The 15995-nt window shown below is 38.7% G+C and carries 9 protein-coding genes and 1 pseudogene; 6 read left to right on the top strand and 4 right to left on the bottom strand.

Translation table 11 applies throughout. From position 1 onward, the window contains the following. Positions 1-23: 23 nt before the first annotated feature. The 4 genes from dnaJ to grpE all read right to left on the bottom strand — a co-directional run bounded on the left by dnaJ (position 24) and on the right by grpE (position 5323). Positions 24-1145 (bottom strand): molecular chaperone DnaJ, encoded by a 1122-nt coding sequence (dnaJ, locus tag SAGCYANO_RS28090; protein WP_202223090.1) that lies wholly within the window; start codon positions 1143-1145, stop codon positions 24-26. 890 nt (positions 1146-2035) lie between these two features. Beyond that, positions 2036-2176: a hypothetical protein gene (locus SAGCYANO_RS28095; RefSeq protein WP_202223091.1), complete on the bottom strand. Its 141-nt coding sequence runs from the start codon at positions 2174-2176 to the stop codon at positions 2036-2038. Positions 2177-2178: 2 nt separating this feature from the next. Next, the gene (gene dnaK, locus SAGCYANO_RS28100) at positions 2179-4212 is read right to left on the bottom strand and encodes a molecular chaperone DnaK (protein WP_202223092.1); all 2034 of its coding nucleotides are present in this window, start codon (positions 4210-4212) and stop codon (positions 2179-2181) included. Positions 4213-4597: 385 nt separating this feature from the next. Then, positions 4598-5323 (bottom strand): nucleotide exchange factor GrpE, encoded by a 726-nt coding sequence (grpE, locus tag SAGCYANO_RS28105; protein ID WP_202223093.1) that lies wholly within the window; start codon positions 5321-5323, stop codon positions 4598-4600. 860 nt (positions 5324-6183) lie between these two features. Between grpE and SAGCYANO_RS28110 the strand changes: the two are divergent. From SAGCYANO_RS28110 to SAGCYANO_RS28130, 6 genes and pseudogenes are all read left to right on the top strand, one after another. After that, positions 6184-8354, top strand: a pseudogene (locus SAGCYANO_RS28110) (GspE/PulE family protein). A gap of 208 nt (positions 8355-8562) precedes the next feature. Next, complete coding sequence (locus SAGCYANO_RS28115) at positions 8563-9669, top strand: type IV pilus twitching motility protein PilT (protein WP_202223094.1); 1107 nt, start codon at positions 8563-8565, stop codon at positions 9667-9669. Between the two features lie 692 nt (positions 9670-10361). Next, positions 10362-11495 (top strand): type II secretion system F family protein, encoded by a 1134-nt coding sequence (locus SAGCYANO_RS28120; protein ID WP_202223095.1) that lies wholly within the window; start codon positions 10362-10364, stop codon positions 11493-11495. Positions 11496-11501: 6 nt separating this feature from the next. Further along, positions 11502-11633, top strand: a complete 132-nt coding sequence (locus SAGCYANO_RS48150) for a hypothetical protein (RefSeq protein WP_255502737.1) — start codon at positions 11502-11504, stop codon at positions 11631-11633. A 553-nt stretch (positions 11634-12186) separates the two neighbouring features. Next, entirely contained in the window at positions 12187-12666 is a 480-nt protein-coding gene (locus SAGCYANO_RS28125; protein WP_237396780.1) for a hypothetical protein, read from the top strand. Positions 12667-13403: 737 nt separating this feature from the next. Then, positions 13404-14789 (top strand): lipoxygenase family protein, encoded by a 1386-nt coding sequence (locus tag SAGCYANO_RS28130; RefSeq protein ID WP_202223096.1) that lies wholly within the window; start codon positions 13404-13406, stop codon positions 14787-14789. Positions 14790-15995 lie beyond the last annotated feature (1206 nt).

Raw genomic sequence — 15995 nt, forward strand, 5'->3', positions numbered from 1 at the left:
AATATTCCCTTTCCAGATCATTTTTAGTTAAATAAGTTTCCTAAAAATCCTTCCAAACCACCTTTTCCAGTACGATCACCTCTAATACTTGCCAGTTTTTCCAGCAACTCACGTTCTTCAGGAGTAATTTTTGTTGGAATATCTATTACTATTGTAATCAGATGATCACCACGACTTACAGGATTACCCAATCTCGGTACTCCTTTGTCTTCTAAAGTTAGAACAGTATTTGGTTGAGTACCTGCTGGAATTATTAATTCTGCTTTGCCATCAACTGTATTTATCTCCAGACTACAGCCCAAAATTGCTTGTAAATAACTAATTTTTATTTCAGATAGAATATTAATTCCATCTCTTCTAAACTCTGAGTCTTTTTTGACCCCCAAGAAAACATACAAGTCTCCAGGTGGTCCACCCATCTTACCTGCATCTCCTTCTTTAGATACTCGTAACTGAGTACCATTATCCACCCCTCCTGGGATAGTAATTTTTATCTTTTTTGTCACCTCATTTTGCCCACGTCCACCACAGGTTGGGCACTTTTCTTCTATTATTTGCCCAGTACCATTACACGAAGGACAAACTGAAACTTGAGTGAAACTACCGAAAGGAGTTCTTGTTGCCCGGCGTACTTGACCAGTTCCTCCACAAGTAGAACAAGTTATTGGTTTTGTGCCTGGTTTAGCACCCGAACCGTTGCAAGTTTCACAAACCTCTAAATGTTTGATTGTTAGTTCTTTATCCCCACCAAATACAGCTTCGCGGAAATCCAGATTTAGGTCTATGCGTAGGTCATCACCTCTAACTGGACCTGTACGCCTACGCCCTTGTGTCCCCATTCCTCCAGAAAATCCACTGAAAAAGCTTTCAAATATATCAGCGAAACTGTCTGAAAAATCTGTGGAGAAACCTTGCGCTCCTGCTCCTGATACTCCTGCTTCCCCAAAGCGGTCGTAACGAGCTTTTATTTCTGGGTCTGAGAGAACTTCGTAAGCACGATTTATTTCTTTAAAGCGTTCTTCTGCTCCTGGCTCTTTGTTCACGTCTGGGTGGTACTTACGAGCCAACCTACGGTAAGCACGCTTTAGTTCCTCTTTGTCTGCTGTACGAGAAACACCTAGAATTTCATAATAATCGCTGGCCATAGAGCTGATTGCCTAGAATTAATGTTAATATGTGTATTTTTAAATTTTATCTTTGAATTACCCAACAGATACATCAAGCTCGGCAATTCGCGGCAAAAGTAGGGAAAACCGTTAATAGCAACGTGACGGTAGAACCATCAAAGTAGGCGGTATCGCGCTAACGCGCCGCTTCGCTAACGCAATGCTTTGAGAAAAATTCCCAAAGCGCCATTCCCATCTCTCGGCATTGAGTGGCCGCCATGCGGATATTTAAAATGCTTTGAGCCTCCTAAATTTTGATGAACACCACTGCCCGATCGTACAAGTTTTGGAAGTATATTCCTCAGTTACATATATAAAATACGGTTGCGCCTAGTTTTAAAGCGTGGAACTTAAGAGTTTGTTTGAAACAATAATATGCCCAATTTAGCATTTGGCGGACTGACGCACGAGAAAATATTTGCGTTTTTTCTCTCCTGAGTTGGTAACCATTTGGGATGACTCAAAAGTTCGGAGAAAGATGACGCGATACTCGTATGTGTTCATCTTATATTATTAGACTATTTACCTGAAATTGCCAGGGATTCTAAAATATAGTCAATGCACCCTTACAGCTAGAGTTAGCTGCAAGTACTATATTATTATTTTATATTATTATATCAAAAATTTCATCCGCATTCTCATAAAACTCCAAGTAAGTTACCAATTTAACGGCCACCCTAATTACTATGGAGCAGGACTTTTTGCGACTGAAGATTAAAAATATCGGGCGATCATGTTATCCGGTGTTAAATTTACCAATATATTTATCCCTATTTTACCACTCTTATATAGACTTTTTTGTTAATCAAAATCTTACTCCACCTAATCACTACATTATCTTTTCTATGGCCTGTTTCATACCCAACTGCCTACACGGTGGTTAAAATTTTTTGGGTTTTGTAGACACGGAGTGGCGTGTCGAAGACTATCGCCATGCAATTAGACCTTCTTCTTTCTTCCTTCTTCCTTCTTCTTTCTTCCTTCTTCCTTCTTCCTTCTTCCTTCTTCAATGCTATAGGAATGGATTTTTTCCAAATTCACTCTCAGGTTCTTCAGTTGATTCTTTAACCTTAACTGAAGTGGCCTCATTTTTAGTTGTGTTACTATCAATTGGTGTATTAGTTTCTTGCTCCAAAGTTTCTTCCTCTGAAGTTTCTGGTTCTGTAATTTCTGAATCTTGAGGAAGCTTAAGAATTTTCTCTTTTTCTGGTGAATCTATTTTTTCACCCCCACTTTGGTCGTATAAAGTTTCACCTAAAGCAAAAAGCTTTTTCCTGAACTCTTCAATTTGTTGATTTAACTGGTCATAATTATTTTCACTTTCTGAGTTAACTAAAACTTGCTTCAACTGTCCATAGCTTTCTTCAAGTTCTGTTGCTAACTCTTCATCAATAAAATCACCATGTTCTTTGATAGTTGCTTCGTAATTGTATAGAAGAGTATCTGCCTGATTTCTCAATTCTGCTAATTTTTGTTGTTGAATATCCTGTTCCGCATACATTTCTGCTTCTTTTTGCATTCGTTGAATTTCTGCTTCATTCAGACCACCTGTATTACTAATTTCAATACTTTGTTCTCTACCTGTGCCCAGGTCTAAAGCCTTAACTTTCAGAATTCCATTAGCATCAATATCAAAGTTAACTTCTATTTGAGGTATCCCTCTAGGAGCTGGAGGAATTCCTTTCAGTAAAAACTTACCCAGACTTTTATTATCTTTAACCATTGCCCGCTCACCTTGAAGGACATGAATTTCTACAGAAGTTTGTCCATCCACGGCAGTAGAATACATCTGAGAACGACTGGTAGGAATTGTCGTATTTCTTTCTATCACCTTGGTATATATTCCCCCCAAAGTTTCTAACCCCAGGGACAAAGGAATCACATCTAATAATAAGAGGTCTTTAACTTCACCACTTAAAATACCAGCTTGAATTGCTGCTCCCGATGCCACAGCTTCATCTGGGTTAACTGATGTATCAGGAGTTTGAACCTTAAAATAATTACTTATTGCTGCTTGAACTGCTGGTATTCTAGTAGAACCTCCCACCAGAATAATTTTGTCTATCTTTTCCGGTGTCATACCAGCATCTTTCAGAGCTTGTTCCACTGGTTTAATCGTACTTTGAGTCAGATTTTGTATTAATTTTTCAAATTTAGCACGAGTTAATTGGGCCTCCAAGTGTTTTGGCCCTGTTTCATCAGCAGTGATAAATGGTAAATTTATATTGGTAATCTGGGCAGAAGATAGTTCAATTTTCGCCTTTTCTGCTGCCTCTCGCAGTCTTTGTAGCGCCATTTTATCTGCCGATAAATCTGTACCTTCCCGGTTTCTAAACTCCTCTACCAACCAACGGACTACATAATTATCAAAATCATCTCCTCCTAGATGGTTGTTACCGGAAGTTGCCTTAACTTCAAATACACCATCTCCTAACTGTAAGATCGAAACATCAAAAGTCCCGCCACCAAGGTCAAATACTAAAATAGTCCGGTCTTGGTCTTGCTTATCTAAGCCATAAGACAAAGAAGCGGCAGTTGGTTCATTAATAATTCGCAGCACTTCTAGACCAGCAATTGTCCCCGCATCTTTCGTCGCTTGTCTTTGTGCATCTGTAAAGTAAGCGGGTACTGTGATTACTGCTTGAGTTACAGATTCTCCTAAATATTTTTCAGCATCCTGCTTCATTTTTTGCAGAATCATTGCTGAAATTTCTTGAGGTGTATAATTCTTACCTCTTATCTGAACATTTACAGTATGATCTTTACCCTTTACACAGGTATATGGAACTCGGGAACGCTCTTCTTCTGTATCGTCCCATCTTCTGCCAATAAATCTTTTGATACTGTAAACTGTATTTACTGCATTGGTTACTGATTGTCTCTTTGCTAGTTGGCCAATTAAGCGTTCGTTTCCTTTCGCAAATCCTACAATACTTGGTGTTGTACGCCCACCTTCTGAGTTGGAAATTACAATTGGTTTGCCCCCTTCTAAGACGGCCACACAACTATTAGTGGTCCCTAAATCAATGCCAATGACTTTTCCCATAGTGCTTCGGCGTTCTTATAGTCAAAATTCTTTTGAGTTTTCTTTGTTAAGTTGTATTCAGAACAGCTCTAGTAATCTTGGTAAAATATTAGATTGACATTTTTACCGAATAATTAAGGTAAAAATCCTCTCCTTTAAAGGAGAAAAAGCGGTCAAGGGATGGTGAGGTCTCCTCGCCATATCCAATTGGCCAAGAGAAGAAAAATTTTCCTTTTAGTCAATCCTATCCGTTTTCAAGGAGAGGTAATTATTAATTATTAATTATTAATTATTAATTATTAATTATTAATGAAGCCTGTATTTTCTTTGAGCTGATTTTGAAGATTCTGAATACAACTTATTAAGTGTTAAGTGTGGTGATTAAACAAAAACATGAAACTGCTGCTTAACCTTCTGCATCAGTTTGAGCTTCTTCTGTAGACTCTTCAGGTTCTGGAGCTGTCGCTACTTTTACCATGGCGTGTCGGAGGACACGATCTCCGAGAGTATATCCCCGCACTAACTCTTCTGTAACAGTTCCTTCTGGATATTCTGTTGTTGCTTCTCGCATTACTGCTTCATGTAAATTTGGGTCAAACTCTTGACCTTCTGGGCGCATAGGAGAAACTCCCAGTCGTTTGAGACTATCTACCATTTGCTTATAGACAGTCTGATAGCTCTTGTGGATATTCATTTCTCCATCATTAGCTGGTTTAATCTGGGAACGAGCACGGTCAAAATTATCAATTACTGGTAATAATTCGATGATTGTGGAGCACTTCACTTGTACGTCTATTTCTTCTTTTTCTTTTTGTGTACGTTTACGGAAGTTCTCAAAGTCTGCTGCTAGTCTTTTGTATTGAGTCTCTTTTTCTTCTAGCTGAACTTTGGTAGTTTCTACCTGAGTTTGCAGAGATTCATTTGCCTCTTTTAAAAGGACTATATTCTGTGATATTTGTTCTAAGTTCTGTTGCTCTGTATTTTCTGTATTTACAGAAGCATTATCTTTAGACTCTTCTTCAATATTATCAAGTTTTTGAGATGAGTCTAGTTCTGCGTTTTGCTCAACCGCTTGCATATTTTCATGTATTTCTTGATTTGTTGTTTCTGCTGATGGTATCTCTCCTACCATTTAATTTTCTCCTGAATACTGACGGTTGTTACTGTTTTTATTTGGCTTTTTTTATGTGATTTTTTCATCATCGAAAAGCACTATAAAAATACAGACTTTTAACTACTATATATGATTATGACTGCCTTTTAACTTATTTAGTTATCAGGTTTTTAGCGCCAAAGTTATACATGATTAGCAAATATAGTGGTTTAGATTAAAGAAATTATAGATTACTTAATTTTTATGAAAAATACCTAATCAATTTCTTTGTAAAAATTTGCTAATATTACTAATTAAATCTATGTCACAAATAAAATTATGGCACTCCCTAGGGAAGTACTGAGCTATAGTAAAAACAAATACTTTTTACATACTTTTAAACTAGCAAAGGTTAAGCTTGTTTAACTGGTAAACTATTAGCATTAGTTTATTATATAGTTAGGACCTTCTTAAAATTCAGATAGATTGTAATATTATCTCAGTTAATCTGAAGTACTTCCTCAGATGTCAAAAATAAATCATCATCAAAAATAGACTGCCCTAGTTATATGGCCTGATGTTTTTCGCCGACATTGTGTCCCTGGATATTTCTTGACTATAGTTTCAGATTATACCGAATTATTTCATATTCACCAAAACATTTTTACCGGAAAATCATGATAATTACTGGCCTTAGTTTTAATTTAGGAATTTTGTAGAATATAGACTATCCCTAGATTAACCTAAAAATGCTATTCAAAGACTTAGAGGCACAAAATTAAACCATAAAACCGGAAACACTTAATTAAGTAAACTCAGTTAACGACTTGTTAAGCTGGTGTAAATTTTATCAAAAACTTAGGGAATACTTAGATTCAGGAGAACTTAATTTATCAGCCATGGCCCAAACCTCTTCACGGAATTCACGCACTGCTATAGTTGCCCTTAGTAATCTTTCTCCTTTTGGGAACAAACTGGTTCAGGCAGGCTATGTCAACATTGAACAATTCCAACAATGTCAAGTTGAAAGCCGTAAAACAGGTAAATCTTTGACAGAGCTACTGGAAGCTCTGACAGGACAACCTTTACCTGCTGAATTACTGAGGCATTATAAAAAGCAGCAGCTATTTGAACTAATGATTTTTCATGGTGTAGCTGCCTTTGACCCAGAAATTACTCAAATTCCACCACAACAAGTATCTTATCTAATCGACAAAGTAATTCCCATAGAAACTTGTCGTCGTAACCGGATGGTACCACTATTTAGCCACGAAACTCATTTGGCCAATCAGTTAGTCCAAGCTGGTAAAATAGACCAAAACCAAATGTTAAAAGTTTTGACCCAAAGCATTGGTTCACAAGGTACATTCGTTGAGGAACTAGAAAAGTTTACTGGAGATTCACTGCCGTCAAATTTGCTGAATGAATATGAAAAACAGCAACCTTTTGTGATGGTAGGAATGGCAGATCCTGATAACCTCCAAGCTTTAGATGAACTGAAAAATAAAATTCTCAGACATCGTGGATTAACTTTACAGCGTCTGGTCATTACTCCAGAAGATTATCAAAACCTAATTAACTACTACTTAGACGAGCAAACGAAAAAGGACGCTGTTGCTGCGAAGAAGGCAGAAGAAAAAGAGTTAGAGTTGGAGTCAGGATTTTTGAGACTCAGGAATTAGAAGAAGCTGAAGATGAGAATGCGGTAGAGGACATAGCACAAAGCATCTCTGAGGCTGAAGATGCTCCTGTGATTAAGGCTGTTAATGTAATTTTAGTGAAAGCTCTGAGTGAGGGAGTATCAGATATTCATGTGGAACCTCAAGAAGAATTTATCAGAATTCGGATGCGTAAAGATGGGGTATTGCAAGAATATTTTCGGTTTCCGAAAAAAGTTATCCCGGCTATTACTTCCCGCTTCAAAATTATCGCTAACTTAGACATTGCTGAACGACGGCAAGCTCAAGATGGCCGTATTCGCAAAGTATTTAAGGGACGTACTATCGACTTCCGGGTAAACAGTTTACCTAGTCGCTATGGTGAAAAGATTGTTTTACGGATTTTGGACAGCTCTAGTACCCAGCTAGGGTTGGGTAAGTTAATTACAGACCAGGATACTCTGGCTTTAGTGAGGGAGACTGCTAGTCGTCCATTTGGATTAATTTTGGTTACAGGGCCAACAGGTTCTGGTAAGTCTACTTCTCTATATTCTATTCTGGCAGAACGAAATGATCCTGGGGTTAATATTAGTACGGCGGAAGACCCCATTGAGTATGCTTTGCCTGGAATTACTCAGTGTCAAGTGATTCGAGAAAAAGATTTAACTTTTGCTAATATCCTCCGGGCGTTTCTGCGACAAGACCCTGATGTTCTACTGGTGGGTGAAACACGGGATAAGGAAACAGCAAAGACGGCCATTGAGGCAGCATTAACTGGACACTTAGTTTTAACAACTCTACATACTAATGATGCAGCAGGAGCGATCGCTCGACTTGATGAGATGGGAGTCGAATCTTTTATGGTCTCTGCTGCTTTGTTGGGTGTTTTGGCACAACGTCTCATGCGTCGGGTTTGTAGTGAATGTCGAATTCCCTATACTCCTGAACCCAAAGAGTTAACTCGTTATGGTTTAGTTCCTTCTCAGGAGCAGGATTTTACTTTCTACAGAGCAAACACTATACCAGTTGAAGACCGGAGGGTATTGGCAGAAAGGGACGAACTTTGTAAAAAATGTGGCGGTTTAGGTTACAAGGGTCGTGTGGGTGTTTATGAATTTATGAAGTCTACAGAGCGACTACAAACTCTCATTACTCAAAGAGCGCCTACAGAACAAATTAAGGAAGTAGCAGTTGAGGAGGGGATGATTAGTTTGTTGCAGTATAGCTTGAATTTGGTGCGACAAGGTTATACCACTTTTGAAGAGGTGGAGCGGGTAACATTTACTGACTCTGGTCTGGAGGCAGAAATGAAACGTCAAGCTAAACAAAATCTAGTTTGTAAGTCTTGTGGTGCTGAGTTAGAGGCAGAATGGCGAGATTGTCCTTATTGTATGACGCCTCGCTTTGAATAGTTGAGGAGTAATTAAAAAAGCGGTCAGCACCTCAGCAGTCAGCACCTCAGCAGTAAACCTTATAAAAGGGGACTGTTAACCTTCCGCGCACCTTCTGGTTTATAGAAACCAGGGTTAAACCCAGAACTACTAAAAGCTGATAGCTGAATGCTAAAAGCTAATAGCTAGTTAAGTACAGCAAATGCAACGTTTTCGGGAGATTTAAATTATGTCTTTTATGATTGAGGATGTGTTGGAGTCCCTTGTAGAACAGGGCGGTTCAGATGTACATATCCAAGCTCGCGCTCCAGTTTTTTTTAGAATTAGTGGCCAACTTACACCTCAGCCACAGTTTGGAGAAAATCTTGACCCACTGGAAGTACAAAACCTGATTTTCCAAATGCTTAACAATATGCAACGTAAGCAGTTGGAGCAAAATTGGGAACTTGACAGTGCTTATGGTGTTAAGGGGTTGGCTCGTTTCCGTTTAAATGTTTATCGGGAGCGGGGTAGTTGGGCAGCTTGTATGCGTGCTTTGGCTTCTCAAATTCCTAATGTTGATAAGCTTGGGGTGCCCATGATTTTACGGGAGATGACTGAGCGACCTAGGGGGATGTTTCTAGTGACAGGACAGACTGGATCTGGGAAAACAACTACTATGGCGGCTTTGCTAGATTTGATTAACCGTACCCGTGCTGAACATATTCTCACTGTTGAGGACCCTATTGAATATGTTTTTCCTAACGTTAAGAGTTTGTTTCATCAACGGCAAAAGGGAGAAGATACAAAAAGCTTTTCTAATGCTTTGAAAGGAGCACTTCGTCAAGACCCGGATATTATTCTGGTGGGAGAAATGCGGGACTTGGAAACTATTGCTTTGGCTAGTACCGCAGCAGAAACAGGTCACTTGGTATTTGGGACTTTGCATACTAATTCGGCTTCTGGTACGGTAGACCGGATGTTGGATGTTTTTCCACCAGAACAACAATCTCAAATTAGGGCACAGTTGGCTAATTCTATTGTTTGTATTTGTAGTCAAAACTTGGTGAAAAAAGTTGGTGGGGGTCGTTGTGCTGCTCAGGAGATTTTGATTAATACTCCAGCGATCGCTAATTTAATCCGGGAATCTAAAAATGCTCAACTTTATTCTCAAATTCAGATGGGCAAGAAGTTAGGTATGCAGACTATGGAAATGGCTCTTGCTGATCTATATAAAGAAGGAAAGGTTACTTGGGAGAATGCCATGGCTAAAGCGGTAAAGCCGGATGAACTTGCAAATTTGATTGGTCCAGAACCTACTAAGGGGAAGGCGGATAAGGGGAAAGTTCGTCGTTAGGTATTGTTTCAACAATTAATAATTAATAATTACCTCTCCTTTAAGAGGATATCTGAAAAGTTTTTTAATACTGAATTTTGCCCCCCTAGCCCCCCAACTTTGGGGGGAACAAGAGTAAATTTGCTTCTAAAAGAGGAGGCTTTCAACCACAATTTTTTGATAGTTTGTAGGTAGTATAGGAGTGAGAAGTATAGCAGAATTTTATACAATTTTCCTTTCTCCTCAGCAAAACTTTTGCTTGTAATTATAGCGCTACGCGCTAGGGAACAGGAAACAGGGAATAAATGGACTGTAAAGTAAAGGGTTTTTTGCCTGCGGAATTCGTCAGGAAACAGAATTGAACAATATTTTAACTAATTCTTGTAGTGCTATATGTAAAAAACTTCTTGAGAGGTGTGTAGATAAAAAAAGGTTTTTAGCTTAACGTCTGATTTGGAAACAGAGTAAAGTGACATAGTAATTAAAAACTTTTTCAACAGCAACTTTAAAACAACGCAACCCAACCTAACAGACATCTTCAGTAATAAAAAATTAAATTAATTATTGCACTATATACATCAATTATTTCCCCCCTACTCCCTTTTTCCCCTCCACGGTCGGGGGAGGGGCGAGGGGTGGGTCCCTACTCCCTATCTTGGTGGAGATGTCTAATAGTAATTTATTCAAGATTAAAGAAATGAGGAAACTAAACTATGACTAGCAATTTAGCCGGGAAAAAATCTAAAGGTGGATTAGAAGAACAATTAAAAGCATTTGAAGAAAAATTAAACGTCGCTCTTGCTACAATTACTGTTAAAGACTTAGCTGTCTTTGCCCGTCAATTTGCTGCGATGTTTAATGCCGGCGTGCCGATGGTTAGATGTCTTAAAGTATTAAAAGAACAAACCTCTAACTATAAGATTAAATATGCTTTGAAAATGATTAGTGCAGAGGTAGAAGAAGGCACTGAATTATCAGAAGCAATGAGAAAACATCCTGCTTGTTTTGATGAGTTATTTCTGAGTATGGTAGCTGCTGGAGAGGTGGGTGGTGTTCTTGATGAAGTGCTAGAGCGTCTGGCAGTTATGTTGGAGAAAAATGCTAAGACTTTGAGTGAAATTAATTCTGCTATGTCTTATCCAAAAACTGTTATGTTTATTGCTTTGGCAGTATTTTTTGGGATGACGACTTTTCTATTACCAACCTTTGCCAAAATTTTTGAAGAAATTGGTACTGAGTTGCCAGCTTTTACTGTTTTTATGTTAAGTATTAGTGATTTTTGTAGAACTTGGCCTCCTATTCCTCAAGTAACGGCAATAGGAACAATTATTTTTATTTACATTGTTTATACAATGGTTTATAAAACGGAGCAAGGTAGGCTATTTTTTGACAAAATATTTTTGAAACTCCCTATTTTTGGAGATATTATTGAAAAGTCGGCAGTGGCTCGTTTTTGTATGATTTTTGGTACTTTGACTCGCTCCGGTGTACCAATGTTGAAGTCTCTGGAAATTGTGAGAAATGTGGCAGGAAATGCGGCGATCGCTGAGTCTGTTGAGTATGCAAGGCAAGAAATTCAAAGTGGGGGAATGATTAGTATAGCTCTGCAAGAAAAGCAAGTTTTTCCTTCTTTGGCAGTGCAAATGATGGCTATTGGAGAGGAAACTGGTGAGTTGGATGCGATGTTGATGAAGGTGGGGGCTTTTTATGAACAAGAAGTTGAAGAGGCTGTTAAGTCTTTGACAAGTATGTTGGAACCTTTAATGATTGTTGTTATTGGTGCGATGGTTGGTTCGATTTTGCTTTCTATGTATTTACCTATGTTTAAGGTATTTGAAGATTTGTAGAGTGAATTGAAGAAGGAAGGAATAAGGAAGAAGGAAGAAGAAAGAAGGAAGAAGGAAGAAGGAAGAAGGAAGAAGGAAGAAGGAAGAAGGAAGAAGAAAGAAGGAAGAAGGAAAAGTATTACGTTGTCTGAGTTTTAAACTTTTGAACTGTCAAATACCTTTCCTTCGACTACTATAACAACTTGTATTCCTTAGAGCTGATTTGTAAACTTCGCCAAAAGTTTTATATTATCTAGCTTTTAGCAATTAAGAATTTACTTGACAAAAATCCTGGAATCTAAGTATAGCAAGTAATTCAGTGCCTTAATATTTACTTTATAAATCAGCTCTTACTCCTATCCAAATTTTATATAGCAAAGAACGAGTTGGTGTTGACATAGACTGACGATCAACTTTAGAGAGGAAAATGTTTTTCCTACTGTTCCCTACTCCCTACTTCCTACTTCCTACTCCCTATTTTAAATAGTAGAAAATTATTATAAAATAGTAAGCATTCAGCCGTCAGCTATCAGCTAATAGCTGTTTGCGCAGCAGTCCGCAGGAAATGCTTACATAAAATATAAGAAAATATTAAATTTATTATGGTTATTAAAAATCAGATTACGAAGCATTACTAGCAGAATATAGTAATTCACAAGCAACTATTGCACTACTTAAACAACATAGACCATACTTAGAAATGCTTCCCAGTATGCGTCGTCCAGAAGATAGTTTAGTTGTTATTCCTTTACCTATTATTCGGTTAAGAAAACAGGGTGATGAGTCAGGAAAAACTTTTCCTTTGCCTTGCGATCTAGGAATTTTTATGTGCGACCCTGAGTGGAAGGTTAAGACAGGAGCAGAAATTTTTATTTTTATTTATAGACCTCAAGAAGACTTTTCCGATCTACTAAGTCGTTGGCGACAAACTCAGATTTTATTAGATAAAGAATATGAATGGGTAATGCCTCAAGATTATAAACATATCTACTCTCAAGAAACGGAAGAAGTTTATCCTTTATTTGTTTTATTTTCAGAGACTCCAGAAAGGATTAAAAGAGGATTTATCGGAGCAGCTTTACCTTTCGTTGTACAGCCAACTTTTGATTCGATAGAAATGGAAGTTGAGGAGTCGAATATTGAAATACAAACAATGTTATCTCAGATAGATGATGGGGTTAATGATGGTTAAGAAAAACAGAGGTTAGTGTTGCTACGCGGAAGTTAAAAGTCAGTACAGGTGAATGGCTATTTGCTGACGCAAAGCTGCCGAATGGTGCCTGTACAAAAGCGAGTGCTAATTAGCGAGGTTTCCTGCGGGACGCCTACTGTGTGGAAGTAATTCCGCACACAGCTCCTCCAGAATCTAATACCACTTTGAAAAAAGAATGCTACAAAAGGGTAGAGTTTTATCGGATATGCTTAAAAATAGCTTCTCCAGTTCATTTTAGATATTTATATCTATTTTTTTTCCCTTTTTTCAATATTTTTCCCTCTTCCTTCTTCCTTCTTCCTTCTTTCGTACGGACTATGTAACGTCCCTACCATTTGTAACAAACATTTATCACCCTTGGTATAAGACGCACTCAAGACAGTTAAAAGTATTGATTTGTAATTGTTTTAGGATTTTGTAACTGGTCAGTTATTTCCGCCGGAGGAGGCTAACTGATAACTGAAATGACAGTTTGCTATTCCCTATTCCCTATTCCCTAGCGCTATATTTGTATTGAAAAATTCACAAAAATTTAGACTAATTTGTGCTGGACAGACGATATTTCTCTTGGTAGTAAACAGGAAAAAATATAATTACAGAAAATTACAGCAAGTAATAAATTTTGTGTAGATGCTCAGTGTAAAAAAAACAGTTTCTGGTAAGTAATAGTAGAGTCGTTAAACTTTCTCAAAAGCAAGAAAAAGTAATTAAAAATAATGAGTCCATCATCCAGTAATCTGAAAGAAAGATTTAAATACTACGGTAAACCAGGAAAAGACTTTCCCCGATTCGACCCCGATTTGCCCTTGCCTGAAGAAGTTGAACCCACCGCGAGATATGAAGCTCATCTTGGTTTGCGGGTTTTCCCCACCTTGCCTTTACTTCCCCTCGGTAAGTGTCAATTGTTTTCAGGATTGGCCAAAAAGTTTGGTGTCCGCAGCATGACTGGTCCCTCCTTCAGGCAATGGATGCCTTCTAACTTAAGTCGTCTGCGTTACGATAAGTTCAGCGATGAATATTTTGTAGAACGGCGTTTAAATGGGTTTAATCCGGGAAAATTGAATCCTGTTGAAGGTAAGGAATGGCAATATGCGGTTAATTACAAAACCGGACGCTATGAAGTTGAGCCAGGAGGAGTCCTCCCTGAATATATTGAAGCTCGTTTTTTACTACGCGATCGCGCTCTTCATGTTCACTCAATTGACTATGATCTAAAAAAACAAGCTTTCACCTATTATCCCACAGATGGAGGAAAATGGCAAAAGGCAAAATATTATTTTCGCAGCGCTGAATACGTTTTTCAGGAAATTCAGTCTCATTTGGGACGGACTCACATGAATATGGACCAGTATGCGATGGCATTTTATCGCAATGTTATCAAGAATCCAATTCGCGAGCTTTTATTGCCTCACTTTGAAGGATTAATTCATATTGACAAGAAAGGAGCATCCCTGATTATTGGTGATCAAGGCTTTATCCCCACAGCCTCCGTTTTGACTGCAACAGGTGTAGATGGGATTCTGGCAGAAGAAATTGCTCAGTTGGATTATCACTGGTCGCCTGATGAACGTGCTCTACCCGATCCTATTGATAATAATCATTTTGATCGTGCTTCTTCTGCCATGTGGGAACTGCTGGAAAAATATGTTTCCGAATTTTTTGCTAATAATAAGCAGGAAATTAAAACTTATTGGAATGAAATTGAGGAGATGTCTAAAGATTTAGTTACTCATTCCGTTTTCAAGCAGCCGAAAAAATTAGCTATTAAGAACCAAGAGGACTTGCAACAGCTTTGCGTTTATATTCTTTATCACTGCACTTTCTTTCATTCTTGGGTTAATAACAAACAATATGAAGATGGTGGAGATGTTGAGTATGCTTCGATCGGACTGTGGGATAAGGACGATCCGAACTATGACCCTAAAAAAGTTGAAGAGCGATATGATGCTCAAGTGAAATTAATGTGGAGTTTAGCAAATGTTCATTATAACCCGGTCATTGAGTATGGTCCTCCTCCTCTCAAAGAACTGCTTTGGGAATATCGCGATCGCATCGAACCAGGAATTCCTTTAGGATGGATTATGATGAGTATCAATATTTAGGGTTTGCTGAAAAAGTATTTTAACCCACCCCTAACCCCTCCCAGGAGGGGAAGGGAGGAGACAACCCACCCCTAACCACTCCGGTGGAGGGGAAGAAAACCCACCCCTAACCACTCCGGTGGAGGGGAAGAAAACCCACCCCTAACCACTCCGGTGGAGGGGAAGAAAACCCACCCTAACCACTCCGGTGGAGGGGAAGAAAACCCACCCTAACCCCTCCGGTGGAGGGAAGAAAACCCACCCTAACCCCTCCGGTGGAGGGGAAGAAAACCCACCCCTAACCACTCCGGTGGAGGGGAAGAAAACCCACCCCTAACCACTCCGGTGGAGGGGAAGAAAACCCACCCCTAACCACTCCGGTGGAGGGGAAGACAGGAGAAATGGGAATTATAGAGGAGGTAGTCGGAAAAATTGTAAGAGTGATTTTTCTGCTATAATCGTCCCAAAATACTAGCTTTATGCAGCTCAAAAAGCTTAAAACAGGCGCACTTTTTTAGACCAAAAAATGCTAAAATCCATATCATTCAATGCTTTGATATTTAATCAGCAAGCCCTATTTAGACCGGGACTTACGAACTCCAACCAATAAACTGGGTTTATGGCCCTCATTATTTGCTTTAAGAGCAAGAATTTGGGTTAATATACCCAGTCGATCAAAATAAATTGAGATGATTTGCATAGTATAAATACCTGCCAAGCTACGGATTTACACACTACTTTTAATATTCGGCGTTGCTGATTCTGGGTATGATGCAAGCCCCCCTAGCCCCCACCCATTGGGGGAATAAAACTCTAAAGTCCCCTTGATCCCCTCCCGTCCCCCGCAGGATCGGGGAAGCCAGATGTTGCTGCGCTTTTTGTTGAACGGGGATGCGCGGGGGCGAAGGCGAGAACCAAACAATCGCGCATTCATACTTCAATTCAGCAACGCCTAATATTCAAATTAAAGTGCGGAATGTGGGTTTTAAGGTGAAATATTTTTGGAGCGAAGCTCAAATCTCCGTTACAAAAATAACTTCTGACTTCTGACTTCTGACTTCTGATATCATGTCCGAACGCAATCGTTTGTGTAAAAGTTAGCGTAAATATCTACAGGGAATTTAAGTTTTTTTCTTGCTCTTTCTTAAGTTTTTCTGTCTATTCCCTATTCCCTATTCCCTACCTTTGCTATACAATACCGATGCTACCGGACATGATATGACTTCT

This window comes from Okeania sp. KiyG1, assembly GCF_014132355.1.
GTDB lineage: Bacteria > Cyanobacteriota > Cyanobacteriia > Cyanobacteriales > Microcoleaceae > Okeania.